We start from the raw sequence: 20,898 nt of genomic DNA, 5'->3' as shown, positions 1-20,898 counted from the left end.
CCGACCGTTTGTATGCCGTCCCGCCGTGCGCGGCCGCGGCCGGTTTCGCCTCTGTCCCGTCCCTCCCCGCCGTGCGCGGCTGGCCGACGCCGACCGTTTGTATGCCGTCCCGCCGTGCGCGGCCGCGGCCGGTTTCGCCTCTGTCCCGTCCCTCCCCGCCGTGCGCGGCTGGCCGACGCCGACCTTTCGTATGCCTTCCCGCCGTGCGCGGCCGGCCGTGTTGCCCTCCGGTCGTGGTTGCTTGCGGTTGTACGGGGCTGGCGGTCGTGCCCTTAGGGGCGCGGGGAACTGCGCGACCAGCCGACGGCGGCCCGCGGTCGCATACGGCGGGGACGGCCCACATCCTCAGGGGCGCGGGGAACTGCGCGATCAGCCCACGACGGCCCGCGGTCGCATACGGCGGGGACGGGCAGGGCCACGCCGCTCGGATGGCCGGTTCCGGTTGCAGCCCGCAAAGGGGCGGGGCAGCCTGGGCCGTGTGCGGGTGGCGTGTCCCTTTCGGACCAGTCGTTCACCGGCGCGTAACAGCCATCGGCACGAATGGATAACGGCCGCGCGGAACCCCGTTCCCAGGAGTGTCTACGCGCGTTAATCTGCGCCGAACCGAGCGCCCACTGCGGGGCTTTGGAGAATGGGGAACTTCAGATGCGTCGGATATCCAAACTGACCCGCGCCGCGGTGGGAGTCGCGTCGATCGCGCTCGCGGCCACGGCCTGCGGCGGCACCAGCAGCGACGGCGGCGACGGCGGCGACAAGGAGAACCTCGGCCTCGCCATCGCGTACGACATCGGCGGCAAGGGCGACCAGTCCTTCAACGACGCCGCGTTCGCCGGTCTGGAGAAGGCCAAGAAGGAGTTCGGCTACAAGACGGCCGACGTGGAGCCCACCGAGGGCGAGACGGACGCCGACAAGGAGCAGCGTCTGGCGTCGCTGGCCCGGCAGGGCTACAACCCGGTCATCGGCATCGGCTTCGCCTACGGCCCCGCCATGGAGGCCGTGGCCAAGAAGTACCCGGACACCACCTTCGGCATCGTCGACTCCGTGGTCGAGGGCGACAACGTCGCCTCCCTCGTCTTCGCCGAGCAGGAGGCCTCCTACCTCGCCGGTGTCGCGGCGGCCAAGGCCACCAAGACCAACACGGTCGGCTTCGTGGGCGGCGTGGACATCCCGCTGATCCACAAGTTCGAGGCCGGCTACAAGCAGGGCGTGCAGGACACCAGCGGCGGCAAGGTCAAGGTCGTCTCGCAGTACCTGACGCAGACCGCGGAGGAGGGCGGCTTCTCCAGCCCGGACAAGGGCAAGGCCGCCGCCGAGGGCCAGATCGAGAAGAAGGCCGACGTGGTGTACCAGGCCGCCGGTCTGTCCGGTCAGGGCGTCATCGAGGCCGCCGCCAAGGCCAAGGTCTGGGCGATCGGTGTCGACTCCGACCAGTACAAGCAGCAGGCACTGGCCGCGTACAAGAACTACATCCTCACCTCGGCCCTGAAGGACGTCGGCGGTGCGGTGTACGCGCTGGCCAAGTCCGTCGAGGACGGCAAGCCGCTGACCGGCGTGCAGACCTTCGACCTGAAGGTGAACGGCGTGGGGCTCTCCGAGAGCAACCCCGAGTACGCCAAGATCCCCGGCCTCGCGGACGCCGTGAACAAGGCCAAGGAAGGCATCATCAGCGGCTCGATCAAGGTCAAGACCGAGTAGCACCCGGTCGGGCCAGCGGCCCCTGACGAGCCGAAGCGGGCGGGTACGACGGCGTACCCGCCCGCTTCGTCGTACCGGAAAGCCCCCGCGGCGGCGTCACGCACCGCCACCCTCCCTTTGCGTTCGGCAAGCCCCGGCGGACCGCGGAGTTACGTTGGCCACGGGCGCATAACAAGGTGGACAGAAGGGGTTTTCAGGTAGGTCTACGCGCGTTAATCTGCGGCGAAGCCAGCGCCGAAGCTGAACCGTCCTACGGCGCTTGTACGACAGGAGCACCACACATGCGCCGGATTTCCCGGATCACGGTCGCAGGCGCAGCGACCGCCTCTCTGGCCCTCGCGCTCTCCGCCTGTGGCGGTACCTCGACCTCCGCCGGCTCGTCGGAGTCGAAGGGCGACCTGGGCCTGGCCATCGCGTACGACGTCGGCGGCAAGGGCGACCAGTCCTTCAACGACGCCGCGTACGCGGGCCTGGAGCAGGCGAAGAAGGAGTTCGGCTACGACACGGCCGACATCGAGCCCACCGAGGGCGAGACCGACGCCGACAAGCAGCAGCGCCTGGAGTCCCTGGCCAAGCAGGGCTACAACCCCGTGATCGGCATCGGCTACTCCTACGCCACCGCCGTCAAGGGCGCCGCCGAGAAGTTCCCGGACACCACCTTCGGCATCGTGGACGACTCCACGATCGAGGCGAAGAACGTGGCCGACCTGGTCTTCTCCGAGGAGGAGGCGTCCTACCTCGCGGGTGTCGCCGCCGCCAAGGCCACCAAGACCGACACGGTCGGCTTCGTGGGCGGCGTGGACATCCCGCTCATCCACAAGTTCCAGGCCGGCTTCGAGCAGGGCGTCAAGGACACCGACCCGAAGGTCAAGGTCCTGTCGCAGTATCTCACCCAGACGGCCGAGGAGGGTGGTTTCTCCAGCCCCGACAAGGGCAAGTCGGCCGCCGAGGGTCAGATCGAGAAGAAGGCCGACGTCGTCTACGCGGCCGCCGGTCTGTCCGGTCAGGGTGTCATCGAGGCCGCCGCCGCCAACAAGGTGTGGGCGATCGGTGTCGACTCCGACCAGTACAAGCAGGCTGCTCTGGCGAAGTACAAGGACTCGATCCTGACCTCCGCCATGAAGGACGTCGCCAAGGCGGTCTACAACCTGGCGAAGTCGGTCGAGGACGGCAAGCCCGAGACCGGTATCGTTCGTGGCGATCTGAAGAGCGGCGAGGTGTCCCTGTCGAGCTCGAACCCGAAGTTCGCGGGCGACGCCCAGGTGCAGAAGGCCGTCGAGACTGCCAAGGAGAAGATCATCAGCGGCGACATCAAGGTCAAGTCCAGCTGAGGAACCACACCCTGAGCAGTGTGTAACCGAGGGGTTACGTCCGCTGAACGGGGTACGGGGAGGCTGCTCCCCGTACCCCGTCGGCAGCGGTGCGTCGCCCCCTTGTATGCCGTAGGGGCGCTACGCGCGTAGACGACCCCCGTCCCCAGGAGAGTGCGCCATCAACGCGTCCAGCAGCCCTCCGGCCGGAGCGGCGGTCAACGAATCGGTGACCGCCGTCGAACTCGCCGGGATCACGAAGCGATTCCCCGGTGTCGTGGCCAACCACGACATCCACCTCACCGTCCGCAAGGGCACCGTGCACGCCCTCGTCGGCGAGAACGGCGCCGGCAAGTCGACCCTGATGAAGATCCTCTACGGCATGCAGAAGCCGGACGAGGGCACCATCGCGATCGACGGCGAGCAGGTCAGCTTCTCGTCCCCGGCCGACGCCATCGCGCGTGGCATCGGCATGGTGCACCAGCACTTCATGCTCGCCGACAACCTGACGGTCCTCGAGAACGTCGTCCTCGGCAGCGAGAAGCTCTACGGCATCGGCGCCAAGGCCCGCCGCAAGATCAAGGAGATCTCCGAGCGCTACGGCCTCGGCGTCCAGCCCGACCTCCTGGTCGAGGAGCTCGGTGTCGCCGCCCGGCAGCGCGTGGAGATCCTCAAGGTCCTCTACCGCGGCGCCACCACGCTCATCCTCGACGAGCCGACGGCCGTGCTGGTTCCGCAGGAGGTCGACGCGCTCTTCGACAACCTGCGCGAGCTGAAGTCCGAGGGCCTGTCGGTCATCTTCATCTCCCACAAGCTGGGCGAGGTGCTGTCCGTCGCCGACGACATCACCGTCATCCGGCGCGGTACGACCGTGGGGACCGCCGTACCGTCGCAGACCACCCCGCGCCAGCTCGCCGAGATGATGGTCGGCAGCGAGCTGCCCACGCCGGAGACGGCCGAGTCGACCGTCACCGACCGCCCCGTCATCACCGTCGACAAGCTGCGCATGGAAGCGCCGGGCGGCAAGGCGCTGCTGGACGACATCACCTTCACCATCCACGCCGGCGAGGTGCTGGGCATCGCGGGTGTGGAGGGCAACGGCCAGACCGAGCTGGTCGACGCGCTGATCGGCCTGCGCAACGCCGACTCCGGCACGATCAGCCTCGCCGACGAGGAGATCACCGGCTGGGTCACCCGCAAGCGCCGCGAGCAGGGCATCGGCTACATCCCCGAGGACCGCCACCGCCACGGCCTGCTCCTGGAGGCCCCCCTCTGGGAGAACCGCATCCTTGGCCACGTCACCGAGAAGCCCAACGCCAAGGGCGTCTGGCTGGATCCGAAGGCAGCGCAGGAGGACACGCGGCGGATCGTGACGGAGTACGACGTCCGTACCCCGGGCATCGACGTCACCGCGGCCTCCCTGTCCGGCGGTAACCAGCAGAAGCTGATCGTCGGCCGCGAGATGAGCCACAAGCCGCGGTTCCTGATCGCCGCCCACCCCACCCGCGGTGTGGACGTCGGTGCGCAGGCCGCGATCTGGGACCACATCCGTGAGGCCCGCCGCGAGGGCCTGGCCGTGCTGCTGATCTCCGCGGACCTGGACGAGCTGATCGGCCTGTCCGACACGCTCCGGGTGATCTACAACGGCAAGCTGGTCGCGGACGCCGACCCGGCCACCATCACCCCCGAGGAGCTCGGCTCGGCCATGACCGGTGCCGTCACCGGACACCTCGAGCACGAAGAGACGCCGGAAGCCCCCGAAGACGAGGCCCGCTGATGAAGAAGTTCGACAAGGAGCGTGTGCTCCTCGCGGTGGCCGGACCGGTCATCGCGCTCGCCGTGGCCTTCGCGCTCAGCGCGATCGTGCTGCTCGCCTCGGGCAAGAACCCGATCGAGCCGTTCACGCTGATGTTCGAGCAGATCGGGTTCTCCGACAAGCAGGTCCTGATCATCAACCAGGCCTCGATGTACTACATCGCGGCCCTGGCGGTGGCCATCGGCTTCCGGATGAACCTGTTCAACATCGGTGTCGACGGCCAGTACCAGCTCGGCGCCATGCTGGCCGCGGTCGTCGGCGCGCACGCCGACCTGCCGGCCGCGCTGCAGATCCCGCTGCTGCTGCTGACCGCCATGCTCGTGGGCGCCTTCTGGTCCGGCATCGCCGGTGTCCTGAAGGTCACCCGCGGCGTCAGCGAGGTCGTCGCGACGATCATGCTCAACGCGATCGCCACCTCCGTCATCGCCTACCTGTGGCTGCCCGACGTCTTCGGCGTCAAGATCGGCAACAACAACACCACCGGCGAGATGCACGAGTCCGGCTGGGTGCCCGGCATCGACCTGGGCGAGGCCGGAGAGATCTACGGCCTGGTCGTCCTCGCCGCGCTGCTCGGCATCGGCTACTGGGTCGTCCTCAACCGCACCCGCTTCGGCTTCGACCTGCGCGCCTCCGGCGCCTCGGAGTCGGCTGCCGCGGCCAGCGGTGTCGACCCCAAGCGGATGACGCTGACCGCCATGCTGATCTCCGGCGCCGTCGCCGGTCTCGCGGGTCTGCCGATCCTCATGGGCCAGGCCCACACCTACAACCTGAACTTCCCCACCGGCATCGGCTTCCTCGGCATCGGCATCGCCCTGCTCGGCCGCAACAGCCCGGTCGGCATCGCCTTCGCCGCCCTGCTGTGGGCCTGGCTCGACAAGGCCTCCCCGGAGCTGGACTTCCACGGCTACGACAAGGAGATCGCGGTCATCATGCAGGGCATCATCGTCCTCGCGGTGGTCGTGTCCTACGAGGCCGTCCGCGAGTGGGGCCTGCGCCGCCAGCAGCGCCGGGTCGGCGCCGAGCTGGCCGCCGGGCATGTCCTCGGCGCCACCGACAACAACGTGAACAAGGAGGTGGCGGGCCGATGACCGCCCCTATCTCTGCGGCTGACGTCAACCAGCCCACGCTGCAGCCCGCGGCGCCGGCCGGCCGCCGCATGTCGCTGCCGGTGCTGCTGCTGGTCATCGCCGGCGGCCTGGCGCTGACCTCGATCGTCCGCCTGATCACCGGCGCGGACGGCATCACCAACGTCAGCCAGATGTCCACCGCCCTCCAGCTCGCCGTGCCCATCGGCCTCGCCGGTCTCGGCGGTCTGTGGGCCGAGCGCGCGGGCGTCGTCAACATCGGTCTCGAGGGCATGATGATCCTCGGCACCTGGTTCGGCGCCTGGGCCGGCTTCCAGTGGGGCCCGTGGACCGGTGTCCTCGTCGGCATCATCGGCGGCTGCCTCGGCGGCCTGCTGCACGCCTTCGTCACCGTGACGTTCAACGTCAACCACATCGTCTCCGGTGTGGCGATCAACATCCTCGCCCTCGGCGCCACCCGCTACCTCGCCCCGCTGGCCTTCGAGGGCCACCAGGGCGGCTCGGCGAAGCAGTCCCCGCCGGTGGAGTCCCTCGGCCACTTCACGGTGCCGGGCCTGTCCGACGCGCTGCGGGACCTCAACGCCAAGGGCTGGTTCTTCCTCTCCGACATCGCCGGCCTGCTCGGCGGTCTGGTCACCAACGTCTCCTGGCTGACTCTGATCGCCGTAGCCCTGGTCCCCGCCACCTGGTGGATCCTGTGGCGCACCGCGTTCGGCCTGCGGCTGCGCTCCTGCGGCGAGAACCCGGTCGCGGCCGAGTCCCTCGGCGTGAACGTCTACAAGTACAAGTACCTCGCCGTGATCATCTCCGGCGGCCTCGCCGGTCTCGGTGGCGCCTTCCTGTCGATCGTGGCCAACCCCTTCTACCTGGAGGGCCAGGTCAGCGGCCGCGGCTTCATCGGCCTCGCCGCGATGATCTTCGGCAACTGGATGCCGGGCGGCCTCGCCCTCGGCGCCGGCCTGTTCGGCTACACCGACAGCCTCAACCTGCGCGGCGGCTCGGAGAACGTCCACGCCCTGCTGCTGCTCGGCGCGCTGCTGCTGATCATCGGCGCGATCTGGCAGCTGGTCCGCAAGAAGTACGTCGCGGCCGCGATCACCGCCGTCATCGGCGGCCTGGTCTTCGCCTGGTACGCGGGCACCAACGAGGTCCCGAACCAGGTCGTCTCCGCCACGCCGTACGTCATCACGCTGGTGGTCCTGGCCCTGTCGGCCCAGCGCCTGCGGATGCCGAAGGCGGACGGTCTGCCGTACCGGAAGGGACAGGGCAAGTGACCTTCGACTGGGACGCCCTGCGGGCGGTGGCACGGGAAGCCATGTCCCACGCCTACGCGCCGTACTCGGGCTACCCGGTCGGGGTCGCGGCCCGCGTGGACGACGGCCGTACCGTCTCCGGCTGCAACGTCGAGAACGCCTCCTACGGGCTCGGCCTGTGCGCCGAGTGCGGGCTGGTGTCGGAGCTGCAGCGCACCGGGGGCGGCCGGCTGACCCACTTCACCTGTGTGGACGGCAAGGGCGAGATCCTCGTCCCGTGCGGCCGCTGCCGGCAGCTGCTGTACGAGTTCGGCGGGCCGGACCTGATCCTGGAGACACCGGCGGGCATCCTGCCGCTGTCTCAGATGCTGCCCCAGGCCTTCGGCCCGGACCATCTCACCAAGTAATTCCCCGCGGCCCCTCTGAGAGCCCCTGCTCAGAGGGGCCGCCCATTTCTCCAGCACTTTCTGCACCACTTTCTTCAGCACGTCGGAAGGAAAGCCATGGCCATGGACGCCATCTCCGTCATCCGCACCAAGCGGGACCGCGGTGAGCTCAGCGACGAGCAGATCGACTGGGTCATCGACGCGTACACCCGCGGCGAGGTCGCCGACGAGCAGATGTCCTCGCTCGCCATGGCGATCCTGCTCAACGGCATGAACCGGCGTGAGATCGCCCGCTGGACCGCCGCGATGATCGCGTCCGGCGAGCGCATGGACTTCTCCTCGCTGTCCCGCCCGACCGCCGACAAGCACTCCACGGGCGGTGTCGGCGACAAGATCACCCTGCCCCTGGCCCCGCTGGTCGCCGCCTGCGGCGCGGCCGTCCCGCAGCTGTCCGGCCGCGGCCTCGGCCACACCGGCGGCACCCTGGACAAGCTGGAGTCGATCCCCGGCTGGCGCGCGCTGCTGTCCAACGAGGAGATGCTGCACGTCCTCGACACGACCGGGGCGGTCATCTGCGCGGCGGGCGACGGGCTGGCCCCGGCCGACAAGAAGCTGTACGCGCTGCGGGACGTGACCGGCACGGTGGAGGCGATCCCGCTGATCGCCTCGTCCATCATGTCGAAGAAGATCGCGGAGGGCACCGGCTCTCTCGTCCTGGACGTGAAGGTCGGCTCCGGCGCCTTCATGAAGACCATCGAGGACGCCCGCGAGCTGGCCTCCACGATGGTCGGCCTCGGCACCGATCACGGCGTGAAGACGGTCGCCCTCCTGACCGACATGTCGACCCCGCTCGGCCTGACCGCGGGCAACGCCCTGGAGGTCCGCGAGTCGGTCGAGGTCCTGGCGGGTGGCGGACCTGCGGACGTGGTCGAGCTGACGGTCGCCCTGGCCCGCGAGATGCTGGCGGCCGCCGGCATCCACGACGCCGACCCGGCCAAGGCCCTCGCCGACGGCTCGGCCATGGACGTCTGGCGCCGCATGATCGCCGCCCAGGGCGGTGACCCGGACGCCGCGCTGCCCACGTCCAAGGAGCAGCACATCATCAAGGCCCCGGCCTCCGGTGTCCTCACCCGCCTCGACGCCTACGACATCGGCGTCGCCGCCTGGCGCCTGGGCGCCGGCCGCGCCCGCAAGGAGGACCCGGTCCAGGCGGGCGCGGGCATCGAGATGCACGCCAAGCCCGGCGACGAGATCCGCGAGGGCCAGCCCCTGCTGACCCTCCACACCGACACCCCCGAGCGCTTCGACTACGCCCTGAAGGCGGTGGAGGGCTCGTACGACATCGCAGCCCCGGGCACGACGTTCACGGCGTCGCCGGTGGTGCTGGAACGCATCGCCTGACCTGCGGGTTTCCCTTTCGGGTGAACGGGATCGGTGGACCTCCGCCGGTCCCGTTCGGCATGACTGGGGAAACGTTCAGCGCCTGGCCGTGGCCGTACCGTCGCGGCTCGGTCTCCACGTGCCCGACAGCAAGGCCTGAGTCACCCCAACACCGCCGCCACCCCCACCAGCACCGGTACCGACACCACCGTCGACAGCAGGACGGCCTCCCGGGCCAGTGCCTCGCCCACGCGGTACGTGCTCGCGTAGGTGAAGAGGTTCTGCGCGGCGGGCAGCGCGGCGGTGACGACCACGTCGAGGAGTGGGGCGCCGTGCAGGTCGAAGGCGCCTGCGGCCAGGAGCCAGGCGATCAGGGGCATGGCCACGGTCTTGAGGCCCACGGCCAGCAGGACGGGTTCCCTCTCGCCACCGCGTAGCGGTACGGCACTGCCCCGCAGGGCGATGCCGAAGGCCAGGAGGGCGGCGGGGACGGACATGTTGCCGAGGAGGGTCAGGGGGTCCAGCACCGGGGCCGGGACCGAGAGGCCTGCCGCCGACACCGCCACGCCCGAGAGGGAGCCCAGCGCGATCGGGTTGCGCAGGGGAGTGAGCAGGCGCTGCCACAGCGGGCGCTTCGAGGCGCCGCCCGTCGCCAGGTCCAGCACCGTCACCGCGACCGGCGTCACCCCGACCAGTTGGAAGAGCAGCACCGGAGCCACCAGCGAGGCGTCCCCGAGGACGTACACCGCGATCGGGATGCCGAGGTTGCCGGAGTTGACGTACCCCGCGCAGAGCGCGCCGATCGTCGTACGGCCCACCCCCCAGCCGCGTACGACCGCCACCGCCACGAACAGCGCGGCCACGGCCGCCGTGCTCAGGGCCGTCACCAGCAGGCGGGTCGAGAAGATCACCGACAGGTCGGCCTGGGCGAGGACGGTGAAGAGCAGGGCCGGCGTCGCCACGTGGAACGCCAGCTTGGTCAGGACCTCGCGGCCCTGGTCGCCGAGGTAGCCACGCCGACCGATGGCATAGCCGACGGCGATCACCACCACGATCACCGCGAACCCGCTCAGTACCCCCCGCACGCCCTCAACCCTTGGCCAGAGCACACACCCCGGTCAATGTGATGCCGACGACGTCCGCGATGAGTTCCGGCCGCCCGCGCGGTCTACCGCACGTGGACGCCATGACACCCGCTGTACTCGTGATCACCGGCCCCGTCACCCGGGGCGAGGTGACGGGGTGGTGCGATGCCCTGCGGGAGCTGCTCGGACCGGCCGGTGGCCGGCTCGTGGAGTGCGACGTGGCCGGGATCGGGCCGCCGGGGCTCGCGGCCGTCGACCTGCTGGCGCGGATGCAGCTCACCGCGCGCAGGTCGGGCGGCCGGATACGGCTGCGCGACCCCGCCCCCGAGCTACGCGCCCTGCTCGACCTCGTCGGACTCCGCTTCGATGTGGTCGCGCAGCCCGAACAGCGGGAACCACCGCTGGACGTCCAGGAAGCAGTGGAAACCGGTGATCCGGCCCTCTGAGACCTCCAGCACCTGGATCGCCCAGGGGGAGAAGCCGCCCTTCTCCGGGTCCGGCTTGTAGTGCGCGAACCCGGGCAGGCCGTTGACCTCGACCGGACGCAGCCGCGAACCGGCGCACCCGGCGCCGAGCGTCGTCATGAAGCCGGTGATGTCGGACGGGCCCAGCAGCCACAGGTCGAACGGCGGCATCGTCATGATGGCGTCCTCGTGCAGCAGCGCCGTCAGCGCCGTCATGTCGTAGCCCTCGAAGGCCGCGACATAGCGCTCCAGGAGCTTCTTCTGCTCCTCGTCCAGCGGGTTCGCCACCTCCGCGTCGGCCCCCGCCTCGGACCGCTCGGAGAGGGTGGCCCGGGCCCGCTGGAGCGCGCTGTTGACCGAGGCGACCGAGGTGTCCAGCAGCTCGGCGACCTCGCTCGCCTTCCACGCCAGTACCTCGCGCAGGATCAGCACCGCGCGCTGCTTGGGCGGCAGCTGCTGGAGCGCGGCCATGAACGCCAGCCGCACCGACTCCTTGGCCACGGCCGCCTCCGCCGGGTCTGCGGTGCTCGGCAGCACCCGGGCGTCCGGCATCGGCTCCAGCCAGGTGTGGTCGGGGCGCGGGGACAGCGCCGCCTGCGCGAGCGGGGTGGCCTCCGTCAGGTCCATCGGCCTGGCGCGCTTGTTGCCCGCGGTCAGCATGTCCAGGCACACGTTCGTCGCGATCCGGTACAGCCAGGAGCGCAGACTGGACCGGCCCTCGAACTTGTCGTGGCTCCGCCAGGCACGTACCAGCGTGTCCTGGACCGCGTCCTCCGCCTCGAAGGAGGAGCCGAGCATGCGGTAGCAGTAGCCCGTCAGCTCGACGCGGTACCGCTCCAGCTCGACGTCGAGATCTGTCGTCGTCGCGGTGTTGCTCATCGTCCACCCACCCCTGTGGCCGGTCCTGTGTCGTACGCCACAAGGACGCTACCGCAGGCCACTGACAATGGCCCGCGGTCCTGGAAAAGGGGCTGGTGGTGGGGGGTTCTGTGCATTGCCGGGTGCGGGTGGTACGTGGCCGGTCGCGCAGTTACCCGCGCCCCTTGAGCAGGCACAGTGCATGTCCCTGAAGGGGCGCGGGGAACTGCGCGAGCAACCCACGACCACCCGCACCCGGCAACGCACCGGACGACCCCTTACGCCGCCCGCGCCGCCACCAGCGCCGCCCGCGTACCCGCCAGGGTGATCCCCACGACGCCCAGAACCGCGACCACACCGACCGCCACCGTGCCGCCCCAGCCCCCTGCATGGAAAGCGACAGCGCCCACCGTGCTGCCGGCACTGGAGCCGACGTAATAGGCCGACTGATAGAGCGCGGACGCCTGTGCGCGACCCTTCGTCGCGGTCCTGCTCACCGCCGAGGACGCCACCGCGTGCCCCGCGAAGAAGCCGGCGGTGATCAGCACCAGGCCCAGCAGCACCGGCACCAGGGAGTCCGACAGGGAGAGCAGCAGGCCGGCTGCGGTGGTCCCGCCCGCCGCGTACAGGGCGCCGCGGCGGCCCAGGCGGCCCACCAGGCGGCCGGCCGTCGAGGCGGACACCGTACCGACCAGGTACACGAGGAAGATCGAGCCGACGATGCCCTGGGGCAGGGAGAACGGCTCGTCCGTCAGGCGGTAGCCGATCACCGTGTAGACGCCGCCGAACACCGTCATGAACAGCGCGCCGATCGCGTACAGCCGCCGCAGCAGCGGGTCGGCGAGGTGGCCGCGGACCGTGTCCAGCAGGACGCGCGGCCGCAGCGAGCCCGGCGTGAAGTGCCGAGGCGCGGGCAGCAGGAGGCGGAAGGCGATCGCGCAGGCGACCGCGAGCACGCCGATCACACCGAGCGCGACCCGCCAGCCCCACTCCTGGGCCACCCAGCCGGTGATGACCCGGCCGCTCATCCCGCCGACGCTGTTGCCCGCGACGAACAGGCCGATCGCGGTGATCAGCGCCCGCGGCCGCACCTCCTCGGCGAGATACGCGGTCGCCGACGCCGGAAGCCCCGCCAGGGCCGCGCCCTGCACCGCGCGCAGCGCCACCAGGGCCGGCAGCGAGGGCGCGAGGGGGACGAGCACCGCCACGGTCACGGCGACGGCCAGGGACGCCGTCATGACCGTGCGCCGCCCGAACCGCTCGGACAGGGCACTCATCGGAAGGACGAACACCGCCAGGCCACCGGTCGCGGCCGCCACCGTCCAGCTCGCCTCGCTCGCGCTGACCCCGAACTCGCCGGAGATCAGCGGCAGCAGCGCCTGGGTGGAGTACAGCAGGGCGAAGGTCGCGACACCGGCGAGGAAGAGCGCGAAACTCATGCGCCGGTAGCCGGGCCCGCCCGGGGTCATACGGGAATCAGCAGAAGACTGGACGGGAGCGGAGGACGGAACGGCGCCCACGACGGTGGACGCCCCGGTATCGGCGGGATTCATGCCTAGAAGGTAAGGAGACCTTCACTCATCCGTCCAATGCATGGAATCGGCATAATCGTTCCCGTGATGCATCAGCAGAGGTCAGGGGAGTGGCTGTCACCGAGTGGTGACACAGAAGACATCGTCGCGCTGCTCGCGCCACGGCTCGCGTACTTCGCCGGGGTCGCCCGCACCGAGCACGTCACCCGTGCCGCGCAGGAGATGAACGTCCCGCAGTCGACGCTGTCGCGGGCGATGGTCCGCCTCGAACAGGACCTGGGCGTCGAACTGTTCGCGCGCCGCGGGCGGACCGTGTCCCTCACGCCCGCCGGGCGCACCTTCCTCGGCTCCGTCGAGCGCGCCCTCGGCGAGATCGAGCGGGCCGCGGAGGAGGTGCGCGCCGACGCGGACCCGGCGACCGGCAAGGTGGCGTTCGGGTTCCTGCACACCATGGGCGCCGAGACCGTGCCCGGCCTGATCCACGCCTTCCGCGCCGACCACCCCCGGGTCCGCTTCAGCCTGGTGCAGAACTACGGCGAGGCCATGCTGGAGCGGCTGCGCGCGGGCGAGCTGGACCTGTGCCTGACCTCGCCGGTACCGGACGCCCCCGACCTGGTGGGGCGCCGGCTCGACGAGCAGAAGCTGCGCCTCGTCGTGCCGGCCGACCACCTGCTGGCCGGCCGCCGCCGCATCCGGCTCGCCGAGGCCGCCGAGGAGGCCTTCGTGACCCTGGAGCCCGGCTACGGCCTGCGCCGCATCACCGACGATCTCTGCAAGGAGGCCGGCTTCAAACCCCGGGTGGCCTTCGAGGGCGAGGAGGCCGAGACCTTGCGCGGCCTGGTCGCCGCCGGCCTGGGCGTCGCCCTCCTGCCCCCGCCGGCCGTCCCCCGCCCCGGCGTCGTCGAACTGACGGTGACCGCCCCGCGCGCGGCCCGCGAGATCGGCGTCGCCTGGCTGGAGGGCCGGCCGGACACGCCTCCGGTGGCCGCCTTCAAGAAGTTCCTGCTGTCGCGCCGGGGGCGCCTGCTCCACGAGTGACCCTTAAAGGCCGCCTGCTCAGGAAGCCGCGAGCCGCCCCCGCAGCAGCCGCCCGTGCCTCGGCGCCAGCAGCCACGTCAACACGAACAGCCCGGTCAGCACGACCACGATCGAGCCGCCCGCCGCCAGGTCGTAGGCGTACGACACGTAGAGCCCGGCCACGCTGCCCGCGCAGCCCAGCACCGAGGCGAGCAGGGTCATCGACCACAGCCGGTCGGTGAGCAGCCGGGCCGTCGCCGCGGGCGTGATGAGCAGCGCGAGCACCAGGACGTTGCCGACGGCCTCCAGGGACATCACGATCGTGGACGTCACCACCGCGTACAGCACCAGGTCGAGCCGGAACACCGGCAGCCCCGCCGCACGGGCGGTCTCCCGGTCCAGGCTCACCGTCACCAGCTCCCTGCGCAGGACCAGCACGACCGCGACGAGCACCGCCCCGATCCCGGCCACCGTCCACACGTCCGCCGCCGACACCGCGAGCACCTGCCCGAACAGGAACGACGACAGGTCCGTCGTCCAGCTGTCCCGCGTCGAGACGAGCACGATCCCCAGCCCGAACGCGAACGCGAAGAACACCCCGATGACGGTGTCCTCCTTCAGCCGCCGGTTCTGCGACACGAACGCGATCAGCACCGAGGTGACGATCCCGGCGGCCGCCCCGCCCAACAGCAGGTTGCCCTGGAAGGTGTAGGCGAGCGCCACGCCCGGGAACGCCGAGTGCGCCACCGCGTCCCCGATGAACGCCATCCCGCGCAGCACGACGTACACCCCGACCACCCCGCACACCAGCCCCACCACCGCGGCGACCGCGAACGCCCGCTGCATGAACGGCAGTTCCCAGGGCTCCAGCAGAAAGCCGATCACGCGGACACCCCTCCCATCGCCCGGTCCAGACCGAAGGCCCGCAGCATCCGTTCCGGGTCGGCCAGCACCTCCGGGCCGCCCTCGGCGACCACCGTCCGGTTCAGCAGCACCACCCGGTCACAGGTGCGCGCGGCCGCCGCCAGGTCATGGGTCGTCATCAGCAGCGCCTTGCCCTCCTCGGCGGTCAGCCGGCCGAAGAGCTCGTTGAGCAGATCCTGCGTCGGTACGTCGACCCCGGTGAACGGCTCGTCGAGCAGGAGCAGTTCGGGTTCGGCGGCCAGGGCGCGCGCCACCAGGACGCGCTGCCGCTGGCCGCCGGAGAGCTCACCGACGGGCCGTCGCCGCAGTGCGGCGAGTCCGGTGAGCTCCAGCGCGCGCCCGGCGGCCGCCCGGTCGGCCGGGCGGGGCCGGCGCAGCCGCCCCATCGCCCGGGTCCGCCCGGTCAGCACCGCGCCCGCGACATCGATGGGGAAGTCCCAGGCGAACTCGTGCCGCTGCGGCACATAGCCGACCGCGCCCCGCGTCTCGACCCGGCCGGTGTACGGCAGCAGGCCCAGCACCGCCCGCAGCAGGGTCGTCTTCCCGGCGCCGTTCGGCCCGATCAGACCCACCAGTTCTCCGGCCGCCACCTGGAGCGACACATCGTGCAGGGCCTGACGCCCGCCGAGCACCACCCCGGCCCCCTCGACCGCCACCAGCGCGCTCATGACGTACGGCCCCTCCGTCGCCGTACGCCCCACACGGCCGCACCACCGGCGAGCGCGAGCCCGCCCGCGACGGCGGCCACCCGCACGGGGTCCCCGGCGCCGGTGTGCGCCATGGAGCCATCGCCGCCGACCGAGGAGCCGCCCGAGCCGGAGCCATCTGAGCCCGACCCCGAGCCGGTGCCGCCCCCAGAAGGAGAGGAAGAAGACGAAGGAGACGCAGAGGGATCCGCGCCGCCGCCCCCCACATCCGCCTTCCCGCCCCCCACATCCGCCTTCCCGCCCCCCACATCCGCCTTCCGGTCCCCCACCACGAACGTCACCGGCACCGTGTCCGACACCGCCCGCCCGTTCGCCAGCGTGCCGCTCATCCGGAACGTCAGCCGGTAGGTGCCCTCCTTCGTGAACGCCCAGCCGCCGTGCGCGTGGGAGTTGGCGGGCACGTCGAAGGAGTCCGGCACGCCGTCCTTGCTGTTGAAGAGCACGGTCGCGCCGGACATGGCGTCGTAGGTGTACAGCGCGACCGAGCCCGGCCCGTCCGCCCCGGCCAGCGTGAACTCGACCCCGCCCCGCAGCGCCCCCGCGGCCACGTGGTCCGTGGACCAGCCGGGCCACAACAGCCCTTCCTGCTGCACCTGGTCGAGCAGCCACACCGGGTCGCCCGCCTTGCCGAGGAAGGCGAACTGCCCTCCCGGCGGAAGGGTGTTGCGGGCCGCAGGCTTCACCCGCAGCTCCAGCGCGGACGGCTCGCGCCACACGGTCCGTCCGGGCACGGTGCCGTCCTTGACGTGCAGCTGAAGGGTGCCGTCGAGCACCCGGGCGGCGAAGTCGATGTGCCCCTCGCCGAGGACCGTGTGCTCGGTCCGTACGTCGTCGTCCTCGGCCGCCGCCGCTGCCCGCACGGGAGCCGCCGCCTGGGCGAGCGTCCGCGGGGCCGCGGGGGAGGGGGCGACGGAGGACGCCCGCTCGGGAGCCTCCTCCTCGGTGGCGGAGGGCGACGGCTCAGGAACCCCGGTCTCCTCCTCGGCGACCCGGACCGTGTACACGGTCCCCGTCGACAGCTCCCGTCCGTCGGCCGACGTGGCAGCGGCGCTGAAGATCAGCCGGTAGGTGCCGGGCTCGCTGAACTCCCAGTCCGTCTCCGCCCGTCCACCGACCGGCACCTCCACGACGTCCGGCACGTCGTCCCCGCTGTCGAACAGCGGTCCGTCCGCCCCGCGCACCCGTACCTCGCCCGGCCCGTCGACCCCGTCCAGCGCCCAGCGCACGGTGTCATCGACGAGTGCGCCCGCCGGCACACCGGTGGTGTCCCAGCCGGGCGCGGAACCGTCCCCCGACGCCTCGATCACCGTAGGGGCCGCCGCTCCGGCGTCGAGCGTCAACGCCCCGTCCGCGTAGGCGATACGACCCATGCCACGGCCGTCCTCGTCCGCGGCGACGGCGGGACCGCCCCCGGCCGTCCCCGCCGCGGCCGCCACCAGCGCGGCCAGCGCTCCTGCTCGTGCCGCCCTCATCAGGCATTCCTCCCCAGGCACTTCGCGAGCTCGCGCGCGTTGTGCCGCATCATCGATACGTAGTCGTGGACCCGGTCGTCGAAGGAGTCGCCGTAGAGCGTGCAGACCCCGACGCCCTCGTCCTCCGCGACCCGCTTCAGCACATCCGCGCGGGCCGCCAGGTTGGGCTCCAGGAACACCGCCGGGATGCGCTTGTCCCGGATGGTGGCGCCCAGTTGCCGCACCTCGGCGGCGCTCGGCTCCTGTCCCGGCACGGGCACGACGAAGCCGGCGACCTCCATGCCGTACGCGTCGGCGAGATAGCCGAACGCGTCGTGCGTGGTGATCAGCTTGCGGTGGGCGGCGGGGATCGCCGCGAGCGTGCGGGCGACCTCCTGGTCCAGCACGTCGAGCGTCTGCAGATACGCCTTCGCGTTCCGGGCGTACGTCGCCCTGCCCGCCGGGTCGGCCTTGGTCAGCTCGGCCTGGATGCGCCGCACATAGGCTTGCGCGTTGGCGACGTCCTCCCAGGCGTGCGGGTCCAGGTCGCCGTGCACATGCTGGCCGACGACGGCCTGCGGCAGCACCCACACCGGGTCGCCGGGCGCGCCGAGGAACCGGTACGGCGCCTCCTGCGGCACGGACTCCCGCGCCCGGTCGGGCACGTTCAGCACCACGTCCCCGGGCGCGAGCCGACGCCGCTGCCCGCTGCCGGTCGCCTCGCCCCGCACGTACACCTCGCCGCTCGCCGCGTCCAGCGCCAGGTCGGCGTGCCCGCCGTCGAGGACTTCGGCACCCCGGGGCGCCTCGGCCGCGTCGCCGACGGTGAACGTGAAGGTGCCGCTGCCGATGCCCGCGCCGCCCCCGCCGAGCGTCTCGGTACGGCCGGACACGGTCAGCCGGTAGGTGCCCGGCTCGCTGAACGCCCAGTTGACGTGCGTGTGCGCCTCGGGCGGCAGGGTGAAGGAGTCGCGCGCGTCGAGCCCGTCGGCGGAGTCGACGTACACCTTCGGCCGCCCCAGCGTGTCGGTGAGGTACACGCGCAGCTCACCGGGCCCCTCCAGCTGCGTGGCGGTCGTACGGACCTGGGAGCCCTCCCCTGCGACCTCCCCCTCCACGGCCCAGCCGAGCCACAGCACGTCCAGCCCGAGGTCCTCCTCCAGCTCGATGACCGTGCCGCCGTATTCCTCCAGCCGCTCGGCGATCTCGATCTTCGGCGCCGACCTGGGCGCGTTCGTATGGACCATCTTCATGATCCCGGGCTCCTCCAGCAGCAGCCCGTTGCCGAAGACGATGTCCGCCCGCGCGACCTTCGCCGCGTCCCCGGGGCTCGGCTCGTAGGAGTGCGGGTCGCCGTGGTGCGGCACGATCGAGGTGACGTCCACCCGGTCACCACCGACCCGGCGCACCAGGTCCGCGAGGATGGCGGTGGTCGTCGACACCGTCAACTCCGCGTCCCCGGAGTCCCCTTGCCCGGCCCCGCACCCGCTCACCAGCACCGCTCCGGCCAGCGCCCCGGCGAGCGCCGCCCGCCTCTTCGCGCCGCTCATGAGGCCCTACGCCGCTGTCGGCGCCGGACGCTCAACACCGCGGCCCCGCCGAGCAGCAGCGCGGCGACCGCCGTCCCGGCGAGCAGCGCGGCCCCCGAACCGGTGGTGGCCAGACTGCCGTTCACCGACGTCCCACCACTGCCGTACGACGGTGCAGGGGCCCCTGCCGCAGACCCGGAGGGCGCCGCCGGAGCCGACGGGCTCGCGGCCGGCTCGCTCGAGGCGGCGGAAGGCGTGGCAGAGGGCGTCGCCGTCGTCGGTGTGGGCGTGGCCGAGGGCTCGGACCCCTCTCCGGGCCGCACACCGCCCGGGTCCACGTCGTCCCCGACGACCCAGGCCAGCGTCTCGGTGTCGCCGACTCGTGTGCCGTCGGCGAGGGTCGCGCTCCAGGACCAGGTGGTGCGGTAGACGCCCTCGGCGGTGAACGCCCAGTAGGTGTGCCGGTGGGTGTCCGCGGCGATGGTCATGGCGTCGGGCAGTCCGTCACCGCTGTTGATCTGCACCTCCGTGCCGCCCAGCGCGCCGTCGCTGAACAGCGCGACGTTCCCGGGCCCCCGCACGGAGTCGAGCCGGTAGGTGAACCTGCCGTCGATCTCGTCCTTGTCCCACTCCGTGGTGGACCAGCCGGGCCACACGATGTCCGGGTGCTGGCTCATCGGCAGCCACCACACCGGGTCGCCGGGTGTGCCGAGGAAGTCGTACCCCTGCGGGATCTTCCGCCGCGCGACGGGCGTCACATGGAGGACGACCTCGTCCGGCTCGTACCACTCGTGGTCCTCCGGGGTGCCCTCCTTCACCTGGAACTCCAGATCGCCGTCGGACTTACGGGCGGCCAGGTCGAGATGGCCCTTGCTGATGACATGGGCCGTCGGCGCGGTGCCGGACGGACCACCGGAACCGGTGGGCGTACCGGGCGTGCCGGGCGTTCCCGGTGTTCCGGTGGGTGTGGCCCCGTCGCCGGGCAGGACGTCGGCCGGGTCGACGTCGTCACCGACGACCACGGCGAGCGTCTCGGTGTCGGAGGCTCCACCGTCGGCGCCGGTCACGGTGAAGGTCAGCCGGTAGACGCCCTCGGCCGCGAACAGCCACGTCGGCGTGCGCCGTTGTGCATCCGCGCCGAGGGTGAACGCGCGCGGCGCCGGGTCGGCGCTGCCGAGGTACACCCGCGGCGGCTCGTCGGCGTTCTCCATCTCCGAGGTGAAGTCCGCCATGCCGAAGACGCCCGGCCCCGCGAAGGCGGACAGCCGCACCTCGGTGGCATCACCGGCGCGGGCGCCGCTCCAGCCGGGTTCCAGCGCGAACAGGCCGGCCGACTGCTGCCCGTTCAGCTGCCACAGATCCTGGCTGACCAGCCCGAAGGCCTCGGCCAGCGGGGACGGGGTGTGCTGCCGTGTGGCAGGCGGGACGTGCAGGACGACCTCGGAGGGCGCGCGTTCGACGGGGGTGGCGCCGGTGCGGTCGTCGATGCGCAGCCGAAGCCTTCCGTCGACGACCCGGGGGGCGAGGTCGATCTCGCCCTCGTCGAGCACGACGGCACCGCCGCCGGCGGCGCGGGCATCCCCGCTGCCGCCGGCGACGACCAGCCCTGCCGCGCCGAGGAGCACCGCGGTCGCCGTGGTGAGAGCGGCTGCCGTGAGGGCGCGCCCACCGCGCGTCAGGGCCGCCGTCACGAGCTGACGACCACGGTGTAGGTCGCGGTCGCGGACTTGGCGACACCGCCGACCGTGCCCTGGACACGGAAGGTCAGCTTGTAGGTGCCGGGCTCCTCGAAGGCCCAGTTGGCGTGGTTGTGCGTGGCGACACCGAAGGACTTCGACTTGTACGAGGTCGTCGCCGGGTTGCTGTCGTACCAGCGGCTTCCGGCGCCGGCGTAGACGCTGAAGTCGTCGGTCGAGCCGCCGTTGCGGGTGGCACCGGTGAGGGTGTAGGTGACGGCGTCGCCCCCGAAGACGCCGGTGGTGAGGTGTTCGGTGGAGATGCCGGGGAACAGCACGCCGCGGCTGTCGGCGAGGACCTCGTCGTCGGGCAGCAGCCAGACCTGGCTGCCGGTGCCGAGGAAGCCGTAACCGGGGTTGGCGACCTTCGCGGCGGCCGGCACGGACAGCGACACGTCGGCCGGCGCGTACTCGACGCCCGCTTCCTCGTCGTGGACGTGCAGCTGCAGGTTGGTGCCGTCCCACTCCGCGTCGAGGACGTCGACGTGGCCGGAGGAGAGGGTGGTGGCGGCGAAGGCCGAGGAGTTGAGACCGGCGGCGGCGAGCGCCGCGGCGGCGACACCGGTGACGGTGAGCAGATGGTTGCGGGTACGCAAAAGAGACCCCCCTGGATCATGAACATGCCCGCCATGGGCACGCCGAGACGATAATCATTTTCAACTAAGAGGCG

At 71.6% G+C, this 20,898-nt stretch carries 18 protein-coding genes; 9 read left to right on the top strand and 9 right to left on the bottom strand.

The annotated features are described in order from the left end of the window. Positions 1–645 precede the first annotated feature (645 nt). The 7 genes from ACIQ6Y_RS27300 (at position 646) to ACIQ6Y_RS27270 (ending at position 8,946) form a co-directional block, all read left to right on the top strand. Positions 646–1,695, top strand: a complete 1,050-nt coding sequence (locus ACIQ6Y_RS27300) for a BMP family protein (RefSeq protein WP_404042627.1) — start codon at positions 646–648, stop codon at positions 1,693–1,695. A 281-nt stretch (positions 1,696–1,976) separates the two neighbouring features. Next, positions 1,977–3,026: a BMP family protein gene (locus ACIQ6Y_RS27295; protein WP_404042626.1), complete on the top strand. Its 1,050-nt coding sequence runs from the start codon at positions 1,977–1,979 to the stop codon at positions 3,024–3,026. Positions 3,027–3,234: 208 nt separating this feature from the next. Beyond that, the gene (locus ACIQ6Y_RS27290; RefSeq protein WP_404042625.1) at positions 3,235–4,782 is read left to right on the top strand and encodes an ABC transporter ATP-binding protein; all 1,548 of its coding nucleotides are present in this window, start codon (positions 3,235–3,237) and stop codon (positions 4,780–4,782) included. Continuing rightward, positions 4,782–5,909, top strand: a complete 1,128-nt coding sequence (locus ACIQ6Y_RS27285; RefSeq protein ID WP_404042624.1) for an ABC transporter permease — start codon at positions 4,782–4,784, stop codon at positions 5,907–5,909. The genes ACIQ6Y_RS27290 and ACIQ6Y_RS27285 overlap by 1 nt, the downstream gene beginning before the upstream one ends. Continuing rightward, on the top strand, positions 5,906–7,180 hold the full coding sequence (locus ACIQ6Y_RS27280; protein ID WP_404042623.1) for an ABC transporter permease: 1,275 nt from the start codon (positions 5,906–5,908) through the stop codon (positions 7,178–7,180). Before ACIQ6Y_RS27285 ends, ACIQ6Y_RS27280 begins: the two co-directional genes overlap by 4 nt. Continuing rightward, a complete protein-coding gene (locus tag ACIQ6Y_RS27275) occupies positions 7,177–7,566 on the top strand; it encodes a cytidine deaminase (protein WP_404042622.1) in 390 nt (129 codons plus the stop codon). The genes ACIQ6Y_RS27280 and ACIQ6Y_RS27275 overlap by 4 nt, the downstream gene beginning before the upstream one ends. A gap of 96 nt (positions 7,567–7,662) precedes the next feature. Next, positions 7,663–8,946, top strand: a complete 1,284-nt coding sequence (locus ACIQ6Y_RS27270; protein ID WP_404042620.1) for a thymidine phosphorylase — start codon at positions 7,663–7,665, stop codon at positions 8,944–8,946. Positions 8,947–9,086: 140 nt separating this feature from the next. Here ACIQ6Y_RS27270 and ACIQ6Y_RS27265 read toward each other — a convergent pair whose 3' ends face one another. Further along, on the bottom strand, positions 9,087–10,010 hold the full coding sequence (locus tag ACIQ6Y_RS27265) for an AEC family transporter (protein WP_404042618.1): 924 nt from the start codon (positions 10,008–10,010) through the stop codon (positions 9,087–9,089). A gap of 59 nt (positions 10,011–10,069) precedes the next feature. Here ACIQ6Y_RS27265 and ACIQ6Y_RS27260 point away from each other — a divergent pair, with 59 nt between their 5' ends. After that, positions 10,070–10,456, top strand: coding sequence for an STAS domain-containing protein (locus ACIQ6Y_RS27260; protein ID WP_404042654.1), 387 nt, complete (start codon positions 10,070–10,072; stop codon positions 10,454–10,456). Here ACIQ6Y_RS27260 and ACIQ6Y_RS27255 read toward each other — a convergent pair. Beyond that, positions 10,340–11,353 carry a sigma-70 family RNA polymerase sigma factor gene (locus ACIQ6Y_RS27255; protein WP_404042617.1) on the bottom strand — a complete coding sequence of 338 codons (1,014 nt, stop codon included), beginning with the start codon at positions 11,351–11,353 and terminating at the stop codon, positions 10,340–10,342. The two genes, ACIQ6Y_RS27260 and ACIQ6Y_RS27255, sit on opposite strands and share 117 nt — an antisense overlap. A gap of 257 nt (positions 11,354–11,610) precedes the next feature. Then, positions 11,611–12,885 carry an MFS transporter gene (locus ACIQ6Y_RS27250; protein ID WP_404042616.1) on the bottom strand — a complete coding sequence of 425 codons (1,275 nt, stop codon included), beginning with the start codon at positions 12,883–12,885 and terminating at the stop codon, positions 11,611–11,613. Positions 12,886–12,948: 63 nt separating this feature from the next. Between ACIQ6Y_RS27250 and ACIQ6Y_RS27245 the strand changes: the two genes are divergently transcribed. Further along, a complete protein-coding gene (locus ACIQ6Y_RS27245; protein WP_404042615.1) occupies positions 12,949–13,902 on the top strand; it encodes a LysR family transcriptional regulator in 954 nt (317 codons plus the stop codon). Positions 13,903–13,920: 18 nt separating this feature from the next. Here ACIQ6Y_RS27245 and ACIQ6Y_RS27240 read toward each other — a convergent pair whose 3' ends face one another. The 6 genes from ACIQ6Y_RS27240 to ACIQ6Y_RS27215 are packed head-to-tail and all read right to left on the bottom strand — an operon-like array spanning position 13,921 to position 20,824. Beyond that, positions 13,921–14,766, bottom strand: coding sequence for an anchored repeat-type ABC transporter permease subunit (locus ACIQ6Y_RS27240; protein ID WP_404042614.1), 846 nt, complete (start codon positions 14,764–14,766; stop codon positions 13,921–13,923). Next, on the bottom strand, positions 14,763–15,473 hold the full coding sequence (locus tag ACIQ6Y_RS27235; protein ID WP_404042613.1) for an anchored repeat-type ABC transporter ATP-binding subunit: 711 nt from the start codon (positions 15,471–15,473) through the stop codon (positions 14,763–14,765). The genes ACIQ6Y_RS27240 and ACIQ6Y_RS27235 overlap by 4 nt, the downstream gene beginning before the upstream one ends. Next, complete coding sequence (locus ACIQ6Y_RS27230) at positions 15,470–16,984, bottom strand: choice-of-anchor M domain-containing protein (RefSeq protein WP_404042612.1); 1,515 nt, start codon at positions 16,982–16,984, stop codon at positions 15,470–15,472. The genes ACIQ6Y_RS27235 and ACIQ6Y_RS27230 overlap by 4 nt, the downstream gene beginning before the upstream one ends. After that, positions 16,984–18,513 carry an anchored repeat ABC transporter, substrate-binding protein gene (locus ACIQ6Y_RS27225; protein WP_404042610.1) on the bottom strand — a complete coding sequence of 510 codons (1,530 nt, stop codon included), beginning with the start codon at positions 18,511–18,513 and terminating at the stop codon, positions 16,984–16,986. The genes ACIQ6Y_RS27230 and ACIQ6Y_RS27225 overlap by 1 nt, the downstream gene beginning before the upstream one ends. Further along, entirely contained in the window at positions 18,510–20,183 is a 1,674-nt protein-coding gene (locus ACIQ6Y_RS27220) for a choice-of-anchor M domain-containing protein (protein WP_404042609.1), read from the bottom strand. Before ACIQ6Y_RS27220 ends, ACIQ6Y_RS27225 begins: the two co-directional genes overlap by 4 nt. Continuing rightward, a complete protein-coding gene (locus ACIQ6Y_RS27215) occupies positions 20,180–20,824 on the bottom strand; it encodes a choice-of-anchor M domain-containing protein (protein ID WP_404042608.1) in 645 nt (214 codons plus the stop codon). Before ACIQ6Y_RS27215 ends, ACIQ6Y_RS27220 begins: the two co-directional genes overlap by 4 nt. Between the last annotated feature and the right edge of the window lie 74 nt (positions 20,825–20,898).

Origin of the sequence: Streptomyces sp. NPDC096205, assembly GCF_044763135.1 — a bacterium.
GTDB lineage: Bacteria > Actinomycetota > Actinomycetes > Streptomycetales > Streptomycetaceae > Streptomyces.
Note: the sequence above shows the minus strand (reverse complement) of the source record. Positions and strands in the feature narration are given on the sequence as shown.